The following is an 18,609-nucleotide window of genomic DNA, read 5'->3' on the forward strand; positions in this document are numbered from 1 at the left end:
CACTTGTTCCTCCTTAAAGAGACTTTGTCAGTCCACCATCAATGATGAGTGTTTGACCTGTCATATATGTATTGGCTTCAGATAAAAGAAAAGCTGCATATGCTGCAAATTCCTCTGGCTGTCCGTAACGGCCAAGCGGAATCGCACGTTCAGCCTGTGCTTTGATTTCTTCAACTGTTTGGTGCTCTGCCTGTGCGCGGTGCTTGTCCAGCTGTTTGACGCGGTCTGTTTCAATTTTCCCTGGGGCTAACGTATTGATTAAAATGCCATCCTTTGCAAGCTCCTGAGCGGCTGTTTTTGTCCAGCCGGCAATAGCCGGTCTAAAAGTATTTGACAGCATCAAGCCTGGGATCGGTTCTTTCACTGACATAGACGCAATGTTTAACACGCGTGCGCCGTGTTTTTTCAAATAAGGCAATGCCTCTTTTAATAATCGAATATAACTGAGTAAATGAAGCTGAAATGATTCCATCCAGTCTTCATCTATTAAGGTTTCAAGCGTCCCTGTTTTAGGCCCGCCTGTATTGTTCACAAGAATGTCTAGACACTTCTCATCACCAGCTGCCGCTTGAACTAGCGCCTTGATTTGCTGCGCGTCAGACACATCACATACTTGATAAGTCAGCTTTCCTTTTACAAGCGGAGATAATTCTTTGACTGTTTCTTTCAGCGTGTGCTCATGCCTTCCTGAAAGCATCACATCTGCTCCCTCTTTTGCTAGAGCAAAGGCAATGGCTTTTCCAATACCTTGACTGCTTGCAGCGACCAAGGCTTTTTTTCCAGATAGATTGACATCCATGTCAACACCTCCTCTACTCTTATTTTATCATACAAAAAGAACCTTGCTCACGTCGCAAGGTTCCTTTCCGCTTGATTACAGCTTAAACCGATCAACCGCCTGACGTAATGCCTGGCTTGATTCGTTCAGCATTTCAGTCGAAGTTTTCGTTCTTTCTAAAGCTTGGACTTGTTCATCTGTAGACGCATGCACTTCCTCAGCTGAAGCCGCAGATTCTTCTGAGATCGCAGCAATGCTTTGAATGGAGTCATTCATTTTCTGCTGTTCGTCTGTCATTTCATTGATCTGTGTATGAATGCTGTCAATTGAGCCGACAAGTGCCTGCATTTCCATTGTGATGCTGCTCAGTGCCTCGCCTGTTGCATTAATGGCTTCACCTTGTTCCTCATTCATCTTACTTGCTGCCGTCATCGCTTCAGCCGCCTTTTTCGATTCATCTTGAATGAGTTTGACGGTTTCACTAATGTGTTTGGTTGATTGCGCAGATTGTTCAGCAAGCTTTCTGACTTCTTCTGCAACAACAGCAAATCCTCGTCCGCTTTCTCCGGCTCTCGCTGCTTCAATGCTTGCATTCAGTGCAAGTAAATTCGTTTGATCAGAGATTTCAGAGATGGCGGTCACAACGTTTTCAATATTTTTCGTTTTATGTTCAAGGTCAAGCAGCATTTGCTCCACTTTCTTCGATTCCTCGTTCGCTTGTGTTGATTTTTGAACGAGCATACCGAGTGCATCGAGCCCTCTATAGCCTGCATCTTCAGATGATTTTGAGTTGGCTTGCATTTGCGTGGCAAGCTCACCCATATGACGTACTTTTTCATATAAATGCTCTGATTTCTCATTAATCGTTTCTGCTTCTGAAGCCTGCTTAGACGCACCTGTTGCCACCTCTTGAATGGCCGTTGCAATCTGTTCGCTCGACAGTAAGGTTTCATTTGAAATTTGCGTGACTTCATCCGTTGATGTCACTACTTGGTCTGAAGCCCCTTTTACTTTTTCAATTAACTCTCTGATCCCCTCGGTCATTTGATTAAAGCTCTTCGTGAGGAAACCAATCTCATCTTGAGATTTCGTTTCAAGTGAGCTGGTTAAATCACCTTCAGACACCTTACGCACATGCTCGATCAGACGCTTGATTGGCGTTGTGATGCTTCTTGCTAATAAGAAACTGAGAATGATCGCAAGAACAATGGCAATGACTGAAATCATGATGCTTGTCTGATTCATTTGTTCTGTGATCCAAAGCAGTTTCTTTTTCTCAAAGCTGACACCTATTGTCCAATCGGCCTCTTTGATTTTAGATATGACCGTCAGTTCTTTGTTATCATCAAGACCGGAATTGTCGATCGCTTTTTTTACAGAAGCGACTTTTGATATGTTTTTTCCTTGCTCAGTTGGATGTGCCAAAATCGTTCCTTTGCCATCAACTAAGAAAGCGTTTCCCATATAAGGAATCTTTTGTTCCTTTATATACGATTGAATGGAAGACAGCTTCAAATCAAGTCCTGCGACTCCAACAACCTTTCCATTTCGCACAATTGCCTTGGTGGCTGAGACAACCATTTCATTCGTTGCTTTATCAATATACGGATCTGTCCAGATGACTTCATCAGGCTTTTCAGCCGAATTGATAAACCAATCTCGCTTAGTTGGATCATATCCTTCACCAAAATCAGACTCTGGGAAGGCAAACATTTTACCGTCACTTGTTCCTATATAGGCAAGTGAGATGAGTTCATCCTGCTCCTGCAAGACTTTTAGTTCATCGTTTTCAAAGGCTAATGTTTGTTTTGTTTGCTTTTGTGCAAAATCTTCAGTCAGTGTACTTGTTGCCAGTTTGTTAATTGTACCCCCGTAATTATCAAGCTTTTGTGCAATAATATCTCTCATGCTTTCTGCTGTTGCCGCTGTGGTGGTTTTTGCATCCCGTTCAATGAGTGGTGTTAATACTATGTTGGAACCCACTTGAACGGCCACGACGGTTAAAATTAAAATAACTGAGATGAAAACAGCTATTCTCACTTGAAGTTTCTTAAACATCTCATCACCCCTACATCCTACTTTCGCATCTTATTTTGTATATCGGCAAAATTGGTACCGCATTCAATAGTTGTAAGAAAATTTAAATAGAAAAAACAAGCCATAAAGGCTTGCTTTAAGTAAAATATTCAATTTTTGCAGACGGAAAGTACTGATCGATATATGATTCTAACGTCTGTCTTAGTTCTTGTTCCTCATCTTTTTGGTAGATATATTTCCCAATTCCATATCTACCCCATTTGTATCTTCTTTTTTCTTCATCCAATTCTAATTTTGATTTCGGATAGTTTTTTTGGATCACACGCTTCGCTGGTTTTGTAAAACGATGCTGAATCATTTCAAAGGTGATATCGTGCCTGACATCTTCAGTTAGGGCTGCATCGAGCTTTTCAAAAAGAACTTTATATCCTTCCTGCCAGCCTTCGTGAATGTAAATTGGGGCAATAATAAAGCCAAGAGGATAGCCTGCTTTTGCGACCTTGACAGCTGCTTCAATCCGCTGATCTAACGGTGATGTTCCGGGTTCGAAATATTTAATGACATAATCCGCATTGATACTAAAGCGGAATCTTGTTCGGCCATTATGCTTTGCATCAAGTAAATGATCGACATGATGAAATTTGGTGACAAAGCGAAGCTTACCAAGATCAGTCTGGCCGAAGTATTCAATCGCTGCCTTTAGTGTATGTGTCAAATGGTCAATTCCTACAATATCTGAAGTACAAGAAGCTTCAAATCTCGTGATTTCAGGCGCACGCTCGTTCATGTACTGCTCCGCCTGATCTAATATTTCTTCAACATTCACATATGTTCGAATGTACGGCTTACTTCCCATTGTCGTTTGCAGATAGCAATAATGGCAATGCCCCATACATCCTGTCGCAAATGGGATCGCATACTCTGCAGATGGTTTAGACGTATCAAACTTCAACGTTTTCCTCACACCAACGACAAGCGTTGATTTCGCATTACGATACTTTTGCAAGTCATTTTTACCCGGAATATTTCTTACTTGGTTATGTGAAGTCGTTTCTCTTATTTCAATACCCATACCCTCGAACTTTTCCTTCAGCTCTCGTCCTAACGGGTACTCTAACGCCCTTGGTTCAATGTAAACAAGCTGGGGCACAAAAGGTTTGATCATATTTAGCACATCCTTACCTTATAGGTTTTCATACGGTTACTTTAACCGCGCAGGATGGCTTTTATCCTTTCTAAAATCTCCCTTATTCAAACAAATCTTGATAAAGAGCTTCTGCTTCTTCATATGTCGGAAAGACCGCATCATCTGGAGCTAAAGGATGATACGTTTCAAGTAAAAATAGGGCAAGCTCCTCTTCGTTATATGGATGTGAAACAATTTCTGCTTCTTTGATTTGTGCTACGTTTGCAGCATGTGGATTTCGATAAATCACATATACTTGATCACCCGGTTTATAGTCTGAGAAAGGCAATCTGGTCACCTCCATTTTTCTTATAGGATGCCCTTCTCTCTGCCGGATATGACCCAATATGATAAAATTCGACAAAAAAACCAGACAGGGTTACTGTCTGGTTTGAATTCACTTAGTGATGTTGAAACGTTTTCTTCACGAAATCAACCACTTCTTCTGTTGTGCTAAGTGATAAAATATGCTCTTTAAATGATGCAGCTTCTTCCTTAGAAAGCTTGCTTAGCTGTGTTCTTGCTGGAAGAATAGATGTTGCACTCATTGAGAATTCATCTAATCCTAATCCAAGTAGAAGTGGGATTGCGATTTCATCTCCTGCCATCTCACCGCACATGCCAACCCATTTACCTTCTTTATGCGCTGCTTCAATAACAAGCGTAATCAAACGTAAAATCGCTGGATTGTAAGGCTGGTAAAGATAAGACACTCGTTCGTTCATTCGATCAGCAGCCATTGTATATTGAATCAAATCATTTGTTCCAATACTGAAGAAATCAACTTCTTTTGCGAATTGGTCTGCGATGACAGCGGTTGATGGAATTTCTACCATTATACCGATTTCAATGGAATCGGATACGTCTGTACCAGCGGCAACCAATGCTTCTTTTTCTTCAAGTAAAATGGCTTTTGCTTCTCTAAATTCTGATAATGTCGCGATCATAGGGAACATGATTTTCAAGTTTCCATATGTACTTGCACGAAGTAAGGCGCGTAGTTGTGTTCTGAAAATCTCCTGTTCTTCGAGGCAAAGGCGGATCGCTCTAAAGCCAAGGAACGGGTTCATTTCTTTTGGAAGCTGCAAGTAAGGGAGTTCTTTATCGCCACCAATATCAAGTGTGCGGACAACAACCGCTTTACCTTCCATCTTCTCTAACACTGTTTTATAAGCATTGAACTGTTCTTCTTCTGTTGGAAGCTGATCTCTGCCCATGTATAAAAATTCTGTACGGTACAATCCGACTGCTTCGCCGCCATTTTCAAGTACACCTTTTACATCTTCAGGTGTTCCGATATTTGCAGCTAGCTCTACGTGAACGCCGTCTTTTGTGACCGTTGGCTGGTCCACCAGTTTCGCCCATTCCGCTTTTTTAGCTAAGTAGTCTTCATGCTTTTTTTGATACGCTTTCACTTCATCTTCAGAAGGCTGAATGATGACGTCTCCGCTAATACCATCGACAATGATCAGATCATTGTTTTTCACCGTTTTTGTTGCTTCTTTTGTTCCAACAACTGCTGGAATCTCCATAGATCTTGCCATGATCGCTGAGTGAGAAGTACGGCCGCCGATATCTGTCGCAAAACCTTTGACGAATTGTCTGTTCAGCTGAGCAGTATCAGAAGGTGTTAAATCTTCAGCGATGATGATGACTTCTTCAGAAATCATGCTTGGATTTGGAATGTCAACGCCTAGCAAATGTCCAGTTACACGTTTTGTTACGTCGCGAATATCCGCTGCACGTTCCTTCATGTATTCATTGTCCATTGCTTCGAACATGGTCACAAACATTGTCGCTGTTTCTTTTAAAGCAAATTCAGCATTTACTTTATCAGAGTTGATTTTATCCTTTACTGGGTTTAGCAGCTCTGGATCACTTAACACAAGAAGGTGTGCAGAAAAGATATCTGCTTTGTCTTGGCCAAGCTCTTTTAGCGCATGTTCTTTAATTGCTTCAAGTTCTTGTTTAGAAACATGAATTGCTTCTTCAAAACGCTTCACTTCTGTCTCTGGATCGTTGATGTCTTTTTGGTGAACTGTTAAATCTGGTTCTTCCAGACGGTATGCTTTTGCAATCGCAACGCCTGCTGAAGCACCGATTCCTTTCAGTTGTTGCATTACTCGCCTAGGCCTTCACTTTTCATTGTGTCTTTAAGCGCAGCAAGTGCATCATTTTCATCAGAACCAGAAGCAGAGATTGTGATTGTAGCACCTTTCGCAATTCCTAGAGACATTACACCCATAATAGATTTCAGGTTCACTGTTTTACCATTATATTCTAAGTTGATATCAGCATCATATTTACTAGCAGTTTGTACAAGAACTGTTGCAGGACGTGCGTGAATTCCAGAATCTGCAGTTACTTTGAATGTTTGTTGAGCCATTTTTATCAATCTCCTTTTTATACAATTAATACATCCACAATATTATATCATACTGCCGAGCTTGTCATCTAACAAGAACGGCAGTTATGAAAATTATTTTGAAATTTTCATGATGTTTTCTTGACCAGCTTTGATTTCACCGGATTCTTGAAGGTCAATAAATTGTCCTTCACCTAAGTTGGTAAATACAATTGGTGTCATCAAAGATGGTACTTCAGACTTAATTTTATCAATATCAATCTCTAAGAGTTTTTGACCGATTTCTACTTGATCTCCCTCTTGTACAAATGCTTCAAATCCTTCTCCTTTAAGGCTGACCGTATCAATACCGAAGTGGATTAAAATTTCAAGTCCACCGTCAGATTGCAGGCCAATTGCGTGTTTCGTTGGGAATACATTTAAGATCTTCCCTTTCACCGGTGAAACCACCGTTCCATCTGTTGGCAAGATGGCGAAACCGTCACCCATCATTTTCCCTGAGAATACTTGATCTGGTACATCTGTAATCGGATGAAGCTCCCCTGTAATTGGTGAAGCAAAGATTTCTTCACCTTGCTCGTTTTGAAGCGGTTTTGCAATGACTTCTTCGACCTGCTGGCTGACTTCTTCTTTTGCAGAAGGGTCTTTCGCTGGACGAGGCGTGCGGCCTGCAATGATGTCCTGCATTTGTGTTTTTAAATTATCAGAGCGTGGTCCAAAGATGGCCTGGATGTTGTTTCCTACTTCGAGAACTCCCGAAGCACCAAGCTTTTTCAAGCGGTCCTTGTCCACTTTCTTCTGATCATTGACAGTGACACGTAAACGCGTAATACAAGCATCAAGGTGTTTAATGTTTTCTTGGTCACCCATTGCTTCAAGAATTTCATAAGGTAAGTCATTACCCTTTTCAGACTTAGCACTATCTGCACCGTCAGCTGCTTCATCCTCGCGGCCTGGCGTTTTCAGATTAAATTTGCGAATGGCGAATCTAAATCCGAAGTAATAAATAGCAGCAAGTACGAGACCAACTGGAATCACAAGCCACCAAGCGGTTCTGTTTGGCAAGATACCGAATAAGAAGAAGTCGATTAATCCCCCTGAGAAGGTCATACCGATTTTCACGTTTAGAATATCCATAATCATAAAGGATAATCCAGCAAATACACAGTGGATTGCAAATAACACTGGTGCAACAAACAAGAATGAGAATTCAAGCGGTTCAGTAATCCCTGTTAGGAAAGAAGTCAGGGCTGCTGATCCCATAATTCCAGCGACAAGCTTTTTATTCTTTGGTTTTGCTTCATGGTAAATCGCAAGTGCTGCTGCTGGCAGACCAAACATCATGAACGGATATTTCCCTGTCATGAATGTACCAGCTGTCAGCTGAACACCATCTTTGATCTGTGCCATGAAGATACGCTGATCACCACGGACAAGCTCACCTGATAAGCTCTTATAACTAAAGAACTCATACCAGAATGGCGAGTAGAAAATATGGTGCAGACCAAACGGAATTAATGAGCGTTCAATCACACCGAATACAAAGGCAGCAAGCGGCTCATTCGCTGCGAGCAGTCCTGTTGAAAACGAGTTCAGTGCACCTTGAATTGGCGGCCAAATGACTAGCATCAAAAGCCCTAAAATAAGTGCTGAAATAGATGTAACGATTGGAACAAAACGTTTACCAGCAAAGAAGCCGAGATATTGCGGGAGCTCAATTTTGTAAAATTTATTATACATATAAGCTGCTAATACCCCGACAATAATCCCGCCGAAGACGCCGGTAGACAAGGTCGGAATGCCGAGCATATTAATATACGCTGGATGGCTTTCCTTAAAGAACTTAGCCAATTTGATGGAATCGGATGGAATCGATCCATTGGCCATTAATACGGCACTCATTGTCACGTTCATGACAAGATAACCGATAATTGCGGCAATCCCTGCCACACCGTCTCCATTAGCAAGACCGATGGCAACCCCTACAGCAAATAAGAGCGGAAGATTCGAGAAGACAATGTTCCCCGCATTTTCCATGACACTTGCAACAAGCTGAATTGTATCATTGCTTAAAAATTGAGCCACATCAATCAGCTGCGGATTTTGCATCGCATTCCCAAGTGCTAGTAAAATACCAGCAGCAGGAAGGATCGCAACTGGAAGCATAAGTGCTCGTCCAATTTTTTGCAACACACCAAAAAGTGATTTAAACACTGGTTGAACCTCCTTTTGTTTTCGCTTACAACATACATGTGGGACGCTCCCTGACGTACATTTCATAATTAACCGTTTACATTTCACCTTCAAACACAAAAAAAGGCATGGTGATATAAGGTTGCGCAAATAACAGGATCTTATCCTGTATTTACCTTAAGTCACTCATGCCTGATCGAATCAGTTACACGTTTCAAGGAAACTATGAAATTTTATTTGTCAATCTGTACAGATGAAGTGTCAGGTAGACAGCCTCCGCATCCTGTACAGGCTTTTTCAATGCATGTTGTAATATTTTGATCATTTTCCAAGCAGTATTGTAGCATAAAGGATATTCATTTTTCAATAGATGAAGCAATTTTTCTGGCTCCTCTAATGATTCTTCCCGTTTAATGCGCTCAATCGAAAATGTAATATGGCGCAATAAGCGTAAATAATGAATACTTTCACGGTCTACTTTCATATGAAATGAATCTTCTATGACTTGGACCATCTGCGTAATAAGCTGCGAATGACGGTTCACCTCAGATAAGGGCCGATTCGTCAAAGCCGAGTGAATATGGAGCGCAATAAAACCAATCTCTCCTTCTGGCAGCTTTGTTTCGACATCTGAACGCTCGTTAATCAGCTCAACGACTTCCTTTGCGACCTCGTATTCTTTTGGATACAGCGATTTAGTCTCAAGCATAAAGGGATTGGTGATATCATATCCTTGCTGCACCCGCTTAAAACTAAAGGCAATATGGTCAGTCAGGGCAATATGAATATGCTCATTCAAACGGTGCCCCATTTTTTCTCGTATATGATAAATGACGTCATTGGCAAGCTCGATCATGTTCTCATCAATGTGGTGAAGCAGCTGTTTATATTCTGTTTGTTCTTTTGTATTTTTAAGGACAAACATTTTTTCAAATGTGTCTTGATCGAGAACATCACCCGATTTTTTCCCGAAGCCGATTCCTTTCCCAATTAGAACCACTTCGCCCCAAGAAGGGTGTCTTGCGATGATGACATTATTATTTAACGCTTTATCAACGGTGAAGGATTCCATGAACATCCCCACCTCCTTCTTATTCAATCCCTCTTATCGTACAAAACAGATGAAACGTGCGTCAACGATTGTTTTTGAAAACGGTAGTTGAACGCTCGATCAGGCGAAATGGCAGCATTCTTTTTTCTGGTGCCTCTCCCTTTACAGCCCGGTCGAACAAGTCAAACGCTTCCTGACCCATACGTTTAAGCGGAATATCAATGCTGGAAATCCCCAAAGCCTCACTCAATTGATCATTTTGAAAGCCGAGTATGGCTGGAGATTCTCCTGCTTTTATATCATGACGCTGCGCCTCTAATAAAAAGCCTGCTGATACGTCGTCATTTGTGATGAATAATGCTGTGGGGCGATTCTTCATCTCCTGCCACTCTGTGAATAATTGTTTTCCATCAAAAAGTGTGAGCTTCCCTTCGATGATCCATTCTTCATCAATCTCCTGCCCGAGCGATTTCATCATATCTTGATAAGCTTGAAGTCGTGACTGGCTGTTTGCGCCTTCTATTCTGGCTAGTACAATCGCGATTCGCTGATGCCCGCATGCTGCTAAATGATGCAGCCCTTCTTTAAATGCTTGATCATGTGCGATCGACACCGTTGAGCAGTCTTCAAAAGGCGCCGGATGGCAAAAAATAATAGGCCCGGATTCCTGCCACCTTAAAATGTCTCGATCACTTAACGCATTTGAGCAAAAGATTAACCCATCCACGCGGCGCTCTTTTAAACTCATCAATGCTTCTTTTTCTTTTAAAGGATCATACCCTGTTTGAAACAAAGCAAAATGCATACCGCACGCCTGTGCTTTCTCGGCAATCCCTGTGACAAGTCTGCTGAAATAAGAATGATCAATCGTTGGAAGAACGATGCCAAGCATATTTGAATAGCCCTTTGCTAAATGTACAGCCTGAATGTTTCTCGTATATTTGAGCTCTTTCATCGCATGTAGCACTCGTTCTCGTTTTTCTTCTTTGACATAAGGATGATCATTCAACACACGTGATACAGTTGTCACAGATACGCCCGCTCTTTTCGCAATCTCCCTTATGTTTGGCATTTTTTCTCCTACTTTCTCTTGATATGGTAAGCGTTTCATACTTTAAGATGTATGTGAGCTGAACAAATCACTGGATGGAAAGGGGAATTCAAGATGGGTATCATCATATGGATTATATTATGTATGACTGTTTTGTTTTCTGCTCGTTTTGCACTACATCCTTTAGGAAAAGAACATAAAATCAAACCGTTTGAATCAATTGATGATTTTTTTGTTGATAAGGATCGAAAAGAGTGACAAAAAATCACGATGACACTTCCAAGACATGGACGTTCATCGTGATTTTTTTATTACTTGATGATCGTCAGCTCTTTCGGATAATTGGTTAAAGTGACTGGACCATCTGCTGTGATCAGTACATCATCTTCAATTCTGACGCCGCCGACTCCTGGGACGTAGATCCCCGGTTCGATCGTATACACCATGCCTTCTTGGAGAAGATCATCATTTGCCTGGCTCATAGAAGGAAACTCATGAACAGACACCCCTAGACCATGCCCAAGGCGGTGAGGGAAATAGTCCCCATATCCAGCTTCTGTGATCAGCCCGCGTGCTTTTAAGTCCAGGTCTCCAATTCTCACGCCCGGCTTACTCATTTCAAGTGCCGCCATTTCTGCGTTCAGGACGGTTTGATAGATGTTCTTTTGCTTATCAGAAGCTTCCTGGTAGATGAATGTTCTTGTAATGTCTGAACAATATCCATCAACAATGACACCAAGGTCAAATAACACAAAGTCGCCTTTTTTTAAGGCTGTCTGCCCTGGATTTCCGTGAGGCTCTCCTGATTTTTCGCCAAAGAGAACCATCGTCGAAAAGGACATGCCTTGAATGCCTTTTTTCTTTAGCTCATATTCAATGACAGCGAGCACTTCTGTTTCGGTGATTCCTTCTTTTAAGGCGTCCACCCCAATTTTTACACCTTCATCTGCCAATTGAGCGGCTTTTTTCAGTGTAGCAATTTCAGATTCATCTTTAATCAGTCTTAGCTGATTGAGCTCTTCTTCTGCCCGGACAAAAGTTTCTGCCCCAGTGGCAGCTTGAAGCTGCTCTGCTCTTTGAAGCGGAATCGACTCTTTTTCAATTGCAAGTTGAGTTGCTCTTACACCGCGTTTTTCTACTGCTGACTGAATGAAATCAAATGGATTCTCATGGTCTTCATAACCAATGATATCGCCTGACCATCCAGCATTTTTCGCCTGCTCGACTTCCATTTTAGGCAAAACAAAAAATGGATCTGCCTCTTGAAACACAAACAGCCCCATTACTCTTTCATGCGGCTCTGTGAAGTATCCAGATAGATAAAACACATTTTCCTTTGTATGTATAAATGCACCTTGAATGTCTTTTTCCTTTAGCCAAGAAGACAAGCTCTTCATTCGGTTCATCGTGATCCTCCTCACACGTTTTTCTACTGATCTATTGTATCAGTTTTTGCTATATTTCGCACAAAAGCGCACTGGCAGAAGCCAAGTGCGCTATGATGATTCGCTTAAGATGCCCGAAGAAGACGCAGTCCATTTAAAATGACCAAAATCGTACTTCCTTCATGCCCGATGACGCCAAAAGGCAAATCAAGCACTTGTAAGAAATTCGCACAAATTAACAAACAAATCACCGTTAATGAGAAAATAATATTTTGCTTAATGATTCGATTCATCTTTCTTGAAAGACGGATCATCTTTGTTAAGTTATTTAAATTGTTCTTCATTAAGATCAGATCTGCTGTTTCTAAGGCCACGTCTGTGCCTCCGCCCATCGCAACCCCTACATCTGCTGTGGCGAGTGCCGGTGCATCATTTATTCCGTCTCCTACCATGATGATGGAATTACCTTGTTTTTTAAGTTGATTGACCTCATGTACCTTTTCATCTGGAAGGCACTCAGCGACAACCGTTTGGATGCCGGCTTCCTGCGCAATGGCTTCAGCCGTTTTTTGCTGATCTCCTGTCAGCATAACGGTTTGGATGCCTAAATCATTCAGCTCTTGAATCATTTTTTTAGCTTCAGGTCTAATTTGATCCTTAAGACCAAGGCAGCCAACGACTTCTTGATCCTTTTGAACATACACCACTGTGTATCCTTTTTCAGAAAGATAATCTTCCTTCTCTTCGATCTCGCGGTCCATTGAAGCCTTGCCGGCAAAGTCTTTCTTCCCAATCCGCCACGTTTCTCCATTCAATTGTGCCTTTACACCAAAACCAGAGGTTTCTTCAATGGTGACATGAGCTGATCTTTCTATGTGGTGCTCTTTTGCCATATCAGAGATCGCTTTCGCTAACGGGTGGTTTGATTGACTTTCAATTTGATAAAGCGCCTGATAAAAAGCAGCTTCCTCTTGTCCTTTAGCTATCACAACTTGATCTACAGCCGGCTTTCCGCTTGTAATCGTCCCCGTTTTATCAAAAGCTATCATGCTGCTTGTGCCTAGCTTTTCTAAAAAGACGCTTCCTTTGACAAGCATTCCGTTTCTTGCGCCGTTTGAAATCAGTGACAAAGCAGCTGGCATAATGGATGCAACAAGCGCACAAGGTGATGCAACAACCATAAATACCATGGCCCGGTAGAAGGTTTCACTCATGCTCCAGCCTAGTACAAAATGAGGCAGAACCATTAAAATCGCGACGGTGATCAGTACACCTTTTACATACGCACCTTCGAATTTTTCAATAAATGCCTGGCTTGGCGACACACTTTCTTGAGCCGATTCGACAAGCTTAATAATTTTATGGAAAAGCGTTTCTTCATTATGTTTGGTGACTTCTACCGTTAAGGAACCATTTAAGTTCACTGTTCCTGCAAACACGTCTTCGCCCTGCCCTTTTTCTTGTGGTACAGACTCGCCAGTGAGCGCAGATTCATCTACACTTGTTCTCCCGCTTAAAATCACACCATCTGCTGCAATACGTTCCCCAGCTTTGATCATGATACGGTCACCTGGTGTTAAAGATGAAGCAGAGATTTGAATGGTCGTGCCATCTTCTTCAATTAAAGTCGCTTCATCTGGTGCGATGCTCATTAAAGCTGTTAAATCCTTCTTGCTTTTATTTGACGTATACGTTTCAAGCGCACCACTTAGTGAGAAAATAAAAATTAAGATAGCGCCCTCTGCCCAATATCCAATGATAGCTGAGCCTATGGCTGCGAAAATCATTAAAAGTTCAACATTCAAGCTTTTAGACGAAATGGTTTCTTCAATTCCTTCCTTCGCCTTTGCAAAACCTCCAATTATAAACGCAAGGATAAATAAAGGAATACTCCACATGCTCTCATCCTTTAGAATCCATCCAATCAAAATGAGAATCCCCGAGATACCTGCTGCTATTAATTCTCCGTGCTGTGCCCATTGATGAAGGGACCATTTCGATTCCTTTTGATTTGTTGTTTGATAAAGTGCTGTATTCTCATTCATGATTGTTTTCTCCTCTCTAATTGATAATGGTTTTCACATCATCAATCGTTGCCCGTTTCCTTTTTTCATCTATATTTTCTGCTATTTCAAGCTTTTTATAGGTCTGTCATTCATTATAACAGGTTCTGATCAATTTTCAATTAATAATTATTATAATTTCTTTTTGATAATAATTATCATTATTGATGTGGACCATTCCATCTCTTCTGAGCACAGTTTATTCAGATGAAAAGCAATTGAACACAAAAAAGAACCAAAGGAATGAGCCTTGGTTCTTAACAATAAGGTTTCGTTCTAAAAATCCGTCCACTCTTTGATTTGTTTTTTCGTCAGTGGACCTACATGATTTTTCACTATTTCCCCTTTTTCATTTATCAAAAAGGTGGTTGGAATGGTGATGATTTGGTATTTCTTCATCATTTCTCCGTGCTCATCTAGAATGACCGGGAATGTAAACTTTCTGTCTTTCACAAATTCGGCAACCGCATGTTTACTTTGTTCAGCCCCTAGTAAATTCACGGTTAAGATATCAACATCACTCTGATTTTCTTTCACGATTTGGTCAAATACGGGCAGTTCCATTTTGCAGGACGGGCACCATGTTGTCCAAAAATGCAGGATGGTCTTTTTTCCTTTCGGCGGAATCATCTGCGTATCACCAGTTAATGTAGGAGCCTCTATCCTTGGCGCCATAACGGATTCTTTTGCTTCAGCATCGTTGCCTATGAGTAATAGAAGCAGGGTCATCATGAGAAGACTGGCGGGTAGATATTTACGATTCATCAGGATCTTCCTTCCCAGTTTTCTTATAGCTTGCCCTCTCGATCACAATGACATTCAAGCTTTTTTCATTCTAAGAAACATGGAAACGCCGAGCTCCTTACATATCGTCGCATAATGCAGTGCAGTCAGCAGCAGCATCCCCGTATTCATCCCTAATATAACCCCCATCATATTTAAGCTTTCAATTGAACCAAGAAAATAGACCATAGAAAACGAGACGACATGCACCCATATATTATGTAGGAACACATCTTTAATGAGCCCCATACCGATTAAACAAGCTTGAAATGGCATCACAAACAGGTGGCATAAAAAGTACGGCCAAAGCAGCTGTAAATAGACAGCAGCTTGCGGTGAATCAAAAAAGAGATGTGTGAGCGGATAAGCAAAATAATACATCACCATCACTGCCGGCACCCCGTACCCAAACGTAATGAGTATTGCCTGCCTGACACGTTTTTTCACAAGATCATACTGACCTAATGCATAGGCTTCAGATACATTGGGAATCATCACAATCATGATGGAATGGGCGATAAACGCTGGGAAAAAACCAATCGACATCGCGACACCAGCCAGCATGCCGTAATGATCAACAGCAAGTGTGCCAGAGATGCCTGCTGCAATAAGCGCTCCTTTGATTAAAAACGGTTCAACCGCATTGGCGATCGCATGAAAAATCCGCATGCCCGTTGTCGGAATGGAGACGGCTAAGAGGCGCTTTCTCACGTCAATCCCTCTTAATTCAACAGACCTGACATTGACAGCATTTTTCGCCATGACGTATTGGGAGTATAAATAAATAAAGACGACGAGATCACTCGCGACAATGACACCGATGGCAATGAGTACCGCTGTTTCAATATCAAACGAATACCAATGAAAAAACAAAAACAAGCAGATAAGCTGGATCGTTTTCTTCAGCATATTGGCGAGAGCGATCCTGCCCATTTGCTGCTTTCCCATAAAATAGCCGCGTGCGATAGAGGTAAACGCAATAATCGGAATAAGAGACAGCACCAGCCCTTTCATGAGCGGATGATATGACTGAAATACAGGAATGAACGGCAGTACAATCGCTGCGATCCCCGTTGTTGTACATGTCACCACAAGCGTCATTTTAAACGCATGGCGGAGCATACTTTTGTGGAGCCGCTCATGCGATTCTGCAATGAATTTAGAAATGGAGACTGGCAGCTCTAAGCTGGCGATCACAAGGACAAGCATGATGATTGGAAGGATACTCATATATAGACCCATTCCATGTTCTCCAAGCTCTCTCGCTAAAATCATATTGACTAAAAACTCTATACACTCCGCAATGAAAGCTGCGACAGATAGCAGAATGACCCCTTTTACAAATCGATTCATGTAGCCTCCCCTTTGTCTAAAAGCAAATTCTTTTCACATTCTATGAGACAAGTCCTGAAAATATTTTGATAATTGAAGACAAAAAAAAGAGCGATCTGATTGATCGCTTTAGAATATTGACAAAGGGCTAAAAATGATCTTTATTTTAGCCCTTTGTCTTCCTTTCAGCGTGATAGAAAACCTTTGAAGTCTAGGAAGGACGAGCACTGGCGCGGAGCGAATTTGACATTCGTGAGCACCGGAGCGCAGACCTGACAACGAATGCGAGGGTTTGTCTACACGCTGGAGCGATCTGATTGATCGCTTCTTTTCTTTATACGGCAAATACGTGACGACCGATACGTTCTACAATTTTGCGGGAACGAATCCAGTTATCTGTTGCCGTTTTGGGATTATAAAAATAGATGGCCTTTGTTGTTCTGTCATGTTCTTTCACTACCTGTTTCACAGCTTTAACAGAATCTTGATCTGCTTTATCATGAATACTTCCATTCGATACTGGCTGGAAAGCATTTCGCTGATAAATAACACCTTTGACACTGTCAGGAAACGAGCGATGCTCCACCCTGTTTAAGACGACGCTTGCCACAGCTTTTTTACCTGCGTAAGATTCACCTTTCGCTTCAGCGTGTACCAATCGTGAGAGTAGCTCCATTTCTTCATTAGAATAGCGTTTGGCGCTTTCCTCATTCGTCGTTTCTGATTTTACTCTTTTCTTTTGCTTCGTTTTTGAAGACTTTTCTTCTGTAGACGTACTTAGCATTTTGACTTTCGGCTGTCGCTTCTCCTCTGAAAATGCTGGGATGACTTGATCGTGATCATCTTGATCTATATATGAAAGCTCATGCTTAACAGGTGCTTGTGAAAGTTCGTGACTTAATGTGCCTTGCTGCTCTTGTAGGTTGTCCATCTTCATGGCTGCGACCAGCATAAGGATGACAAAAAGAGCTGTATGAATTTTCATCATTCGCCTCATTCCTCCTTTAATCAAAATAGGCGGTAAGATACTTGTCCACTCTAACAAGAGCTCCTTCTATTTTCACGCACAAAGATTTGCATGCCTGTCCAAATTCCGTCATTAAATGGAATTTATTAGTTCAATTTCATATCAACTGGCATTGTTAGCGCTTGAAAAGGTCCTGTTTCCGCCTATAATCATCCTTATGCTCCTGATTATGGGTTATTACATTTTCTTTTCAGATGTATCAAGCTGGTATGAAGTGTGACAAAAGAACTAAAATAAAAAAGCTTTCTCTCATTCATGAGAAAAAGCTTTAGCTTCTTGCTTCTGTAAGATATTCAAAAATAACATCTCCACCATGTTTCGCAATCCCGCGAAAATGCTTAAAATCATCTTGATTCACCAAGAACGAACGAAACGTTAAAAAATCATCTTTTTGGATGGTCACTTGCTTTTCTGTCCCATTTCGTAACGATTCAAGGATTGTGAGGATTTGTTCTTCAGTCAAAAAAAACCGCTCCTTTACAGCCATCATCAAATATTAAATATATCATTCGTTAGGAAAGCATACAACGAAAACGAAACAAAAACGTCTTTATCCTTTACATTGGTATGAAAATATTGCAAAATACTTTTTAATAGGGAATGAAATCTGTTTTTAAAGGAGAGGGATCGGTTGAAGATTGCAAAAATTGGAAATGTGATCGAATTTAGAAATGGTTTAACAGGTGTAGTTGAAAAAGTGAATGAAAACTCTGTCATTGTGGATGTCACCATTATGGACAACTATAGAGATTTAGAACTGGATTCACTAACAGTCGTTAATCATAAAAACTATAAAATCATCAAAGACTCCGTACATTAATTTGCAATCCTCAATTCAGACTATCGTTACATACGTAAATACGAAGCAAAGCTGCTCTCGTTTGACAGTTTAGCTCTCTTTGACAATCACATATGAAAAAGACTGACACTATATGAAGCGGTGTCAGTCTTTTTGCGTATGAAAGGTTTGCATTTCCGCTTTCGTCTTGTACATGTCAACTTCCTCGGGGGTGATAACGCCTTTATCAATCAAAAGCGCAATCACTCCAAGCAATGTGGAGGCACTCCATTTATATCGTTCTTTGTTTTGATGTTCGAGCATTTGAAGCTCTTCTCTTAGCTCCATCAGCAGCTTCTCTGTCTTTTCTTCTTTGTTTGCCAACTCAAACGCCTCCGTTTTCCGTTCATTGCCCCCTATTTTATCTCAAAGCAAATAGGATAAGCAAAAAAACACGATTTACCTTTACAAACATACGTTCTGTCATATATAATATGTTTACGAGCTGGTAGCCCCCAGCCGTCCTAGCAAGTTCTATTCCCATTTGTATGAGAAGAGCGACATGACTCTTCTCTTTTTT

Annotated in this window: 18 protein-coding genes; 2 read left to right on the plus strand and 16 right to left on the minus strand. The window is 41.3% G+C overall.

Annotation, left to right across the window (positions count from 1 at the left end; translation table 11 throughout):
• Positions 1-13 precede the first annotated feature (13 nt).
• The 9 genes from ACSSTM_RS04970 to ACSSTM_RS05010 all read right to left on the minus strand — a co-directional run bounded on the left by ACSSTM_RS04970 (position 14) and on the right by ACSSTM_RS05010 (position 10,682).
• Positions 14-799, minus strand: coding sequence for an SDR family oxidoreductase (locus tag ACSSTM_RS04970; protein WP_034662815.1), 786 nt, complete (start codon positions 797-799; stop codon positions 14-16).
• Between the two features lie 75 nt (positions 800-874).
• The gene (locus tag ACSSTM_RS04975) at positions 875-2,836 is read right to left on the minus strand and encodes a methyl-accepting chemotaxis protein (protein WP_034662818.1); all 1,962 of its coding nucleotides are present in this window, start codon (positions 2,834-2,836) and stop codon (positions 875-877) included.
• A gap of 115 nt (positions 2,837-2,951) precedes the next feature.
• Positions 2,952-3,980: a spore photoproduct lyase gene (splB, locus tag ACSSTM_RS04980; RefSeq protein WP_034662821.1), complete on the minus strand. Its 1,029-nt coding sequence runs from the start codon at positions 3,978-3,980 to the stop codon at positions 2,952-2,954.
• Positions 3,981-4,062: 82 nt separating this feature from the next.
• Positions 4,063-4,290 (minus strand): transcriptional regulator SplA domain-containing protein, encoded by a 228-nt coding sequence (locus tag ACSSTM_RS04985; protein ID WP_003211490.1) that lies wholly within the window; start codon positions 4,288-4,290, stop codon positions 4,063-4,065.
• Positions 4,291-4,402: 112 nt separating this feature from the next.
• A complete protein-coding gene (ptsP, locus tag ACSSTM_RS04990; protein ID WP_034662824.1) occupies positions 4,403-6,121 on the minus strand; it encodes a phosphoenolpyruvate--protein phosphotransferase in 1,719 nt (572 codons plus the stop codon).
• Positions 6,121-6,387, minus strand: a complete 267-nt coding sequence (locus ACSSTM_RS04995) for a phosphocarrier protein HPr (RefSeq protein WP_003211078.1) — start codon at positions 6,385-6,387, stop codon at positions 6,121-6,123. The genes ptsP and ACSSTM_RS04995 overlap by 1 nt, the downstream gene beginning before the upstream one ends.
• Positions 6,388-6,480: 93 nt before the next feature.
• Positions 6,481-8,580, minus strand: a complete 2,100-nt coding sequence (gene ptsG / locus ACSSTM_RS05000) for a glucose-specific PTS transporter subunit IIBC (protein WP_095285080.1) — start codon at positions 8,578-8,580, stop codon at positions 6,481-6,483.
• A 202-nt stretch (positions 8,581-8,782) separates the two neighbouring features.
• Positions 8,783-9,637, minus strand: a complete 855-nt coding sequence (glcT, locus tag ACSSTM_RS05005; RefSeq protein ID WP_034662832.1) for a glucose PTS transporter transcription antiterminator GlcT — start codon at positions 9,635-9,637, stop codon at positions 8,783-8,785.
• 55 nt (positions 9,638-9,692) lie between these two features.
• On the minus strand, positions 9,693-10,682 hold the full coding sequence (locus tag ACSSTM_RS05010) for a LacI family DNA-binding transcriptional regulator (protein WP_034662836.1): 990 nt from the start codon (positions 10,680-10,682) through the stop codon (positions 9,693-9,695).
• A gap of 93 nt (positions 10,683-10,775) precedes the next feature.
• On the opposite strand from ACSSTM_RS05010, the gene ACSSTM_RS05015 reads away from it, so the two are divergent.
• Positions 10,776-10,919 (plus strand): hypothetical protein, encoded by a 144-nt coding sequence (locus ACSSTM_RS05015; RefSeq protein ID WP_162839370.1) that lies wholly within the window; start codon positions 10,776-10,778, stop codon positions 10,917-10,919.
• 53 nt (positions 10,920-10,972) lie between these two features.
• Here the strand turns inward: ACSSTM_RS05015 and ACSSTM_RS05020 are convergent, their stop codons facing one another.
• The 6 genes from ACSSTM_RS05020 to ACSSTM_RS05045 form a co-directional block, all read right to left on the minus strand.
• Positions 10,973-12,067: a M24 family metallopeptidase gene (locus ACSSTM_RS05020; protein ID WP_095285079.1), complete on the minus strand. Its 1,095-nt coding sequence runs from the start codon at positions 12,065-12,067 to the stop codon at positions 10,973-10,975.
• A 104-nt stretch (positions 12,068-12,171) separates the two neighbouring features.
• Entirely contained in the window at positions 12,172-14,091 is a 1,920-nt protein-coding gene (locus ACSSTM_RS05025; protein ID WP_034662843.1) for a heavy metal translocating P-type ATPase, read from the minus strand.
• A gap of 294 nt (positions 14,092-14,385) precedes the next feature.
• The gene (gene stoA, locus ACSSTM_RS05030) at positions 14,386-14,874 is read right to left on the minus strand and encodes an endospore biogenesis thiol-disulfide oxidoreductase StoA (RefSeq protein WP_034662845.1); all 489 of its coding nucleotides are present in this window, start codon (positions 14,872-14,874) and stop codon (positions 14,386-14,388) included.
• A gap of 54 nt (positions 14,875-14,928) precedes the next feature.
• The gene (locus ACSSTM_RS05035) at positions 14,929-16,245 is read right to left on the minus strand and encodes a polysaccharide biosynthesis protein (protein WP_034662848.1); all 1,317 of its coding nucleotides are present in this window, start codon (positions 16,243-16,245) and stop codon (positions 14,929-14,931) included.
• A gap of 313 nt (positions 16,246-16,558) precedes the next feature.
• Positions 16,559-17,212 (minus strand): cell wall hydrolase, encoded by a 654-nt coding sequence (locus tag ACSSTM_RS05040; protein ID WP_095285075.1) that lies wholly within the window; start codon positions 17,210-17,212, stop codon positions 16,559-16,561.
• A 307-nt stretch (positions 17,213-17,519) separates the two neighbouring features.
• Complete coding sequence (locus tag ACSSTM_RS05045) at positions 17,520-17,714, minus strand: hypothetical protein (protein WP_034662854.1); 195 nt, start codon at positions 17,712-17,714, stop codon at positions 17,520-17,522.
• A 168-nt stretch (positions 17,715-17,882) separates the two neighbouring features.
• Between ACSSTM_RS05045 and ACSSTM_RS05050 the strand changes: the two genes are divergently transcribed.
• The gene (locus tag ACSSTM_RS05050) at positions 17,883-18,071 is read left to right on the plus strand and encodes a YkvS family protein (RefSeq protein ID WP_003211747.1); all 189 of its coding nucleotides are present in this window, start codon (positions 17,883-17,885) and stop codon (positions 18,069-18,071) included.
• Between the two features lie 123 nt (positions 18,072-18,194).
• On the opposite strand, the gene ACSSTM_RS05055 is transcribed toward ACSSTM_RS05050, so the two are convergent.
• On the minus strand, positions 18,195-18,413 hold the full coding sequence (locus tag ACSSTM_RS05055; protein WP_034662856.1) for a hypothetical protein: 219 nt from the start codon (positions 18,411-18,413) through the stop codon (positions 18,195-18,197).
• Positions 18,414-18,609: the final 196 nt, after the last annotated feature.

It is taken from the genome of Bacillus sp. RK1064, from assembly GCF_051488405.1.
In the GTDB taxonomy this organism is placed as follows: Bacteria; Bacillota; Bacilli; order Bacillales; family Bacillaceae; genus Bacillus.

Coding starts and splice junctions, on each gene's coding strand:
- ACSSTM_RS04995 (WP_003211078.1), bottom strand. CDS start 6,387: ATGGCTCAACAAACATTCAAAGTAACTGCAGATTCTGGAATTCACGCA.
- stoA (WP_034662845.1), bottom strand. CDS start 14,874: ATGAATCGTAAATATCTACCCGCCAGTCTTCTCATGATGACCCTGCTT.
- ACSSTM_RS05020 (WP_095285079.1), bottom strand. CDS start 12,067: ATGAACCGAATGAAGAGCTTGTCTTCTTGGCTAAAGGAAAAAGACATT.
- ACSSTM_RS05040 (WP_095285075.1), bottom strand. CDS start 17,212: ATGATGAAAATTCATACAGCTCTTTTTGTCATCCTTATGCTGGTCGCA.
- ACSSTM_RS05010 (WP_034662836.1), bottom strand. CDS start 10,682: ATGCCAAACATAAGGGAGATTGCGAAAAGAGCGGGCGTATCTGTGACA.
- glcT (WP_034662832.1), bottom strand. CDS start 9,637: ATGTTCATGGAATCCTTCACCGTTGATAAAGCGTTAAATAATAATGTC.
- ACSSTM_RS05015 (WP_162839370.1), top strand. CDS start 10,776: ATGGGTATCATCATATGGATTATATTATGTATGACTGTTTTGTTTTCT.
- ACSSTM_RS05035 (WP_034662848.1), bottom strand. CDS start 16,245: ATGAATCGATTTGTAAAAGGGGTCATTCTGCTATCTGTCGCAGCTTTC.
- splB (WP_034662821.1), bottom strand. CDS start 3,980: ATGATCAAACCTTTTGTGCCCCAGCTTGTTTACATTGAACCAAGGGCG.
- ACSSTM_RS04970 (WP_034662815.1), bottom strand. CDS start 799: ATGGATGTCAATCTATCTGGAAAAAAAGCCTTGGTCGCTGCAAGCAGT.
- ACSSTM_RS04975 (WP_034662818.1), bottom strand. CDS start 2,836: ATGTTTAAGAAACTTCAAGTGAGAATAGCTGTTTTCATCTCAGTTATT.
- ACSSTM_RS05025 (WP_034662843.1), bottom strand. CDS start 14,091: ATGAATGAGAATACAGCACTTTATCAAACAACAAATCAAAAGGAATCG.
- ptsP (WP_034662824.1), bottom strand. CDS start 6,121: ATGCAACAACTGAAAGGAATCGGTGCTTCAGCAGGCGTTGCGATTGCA.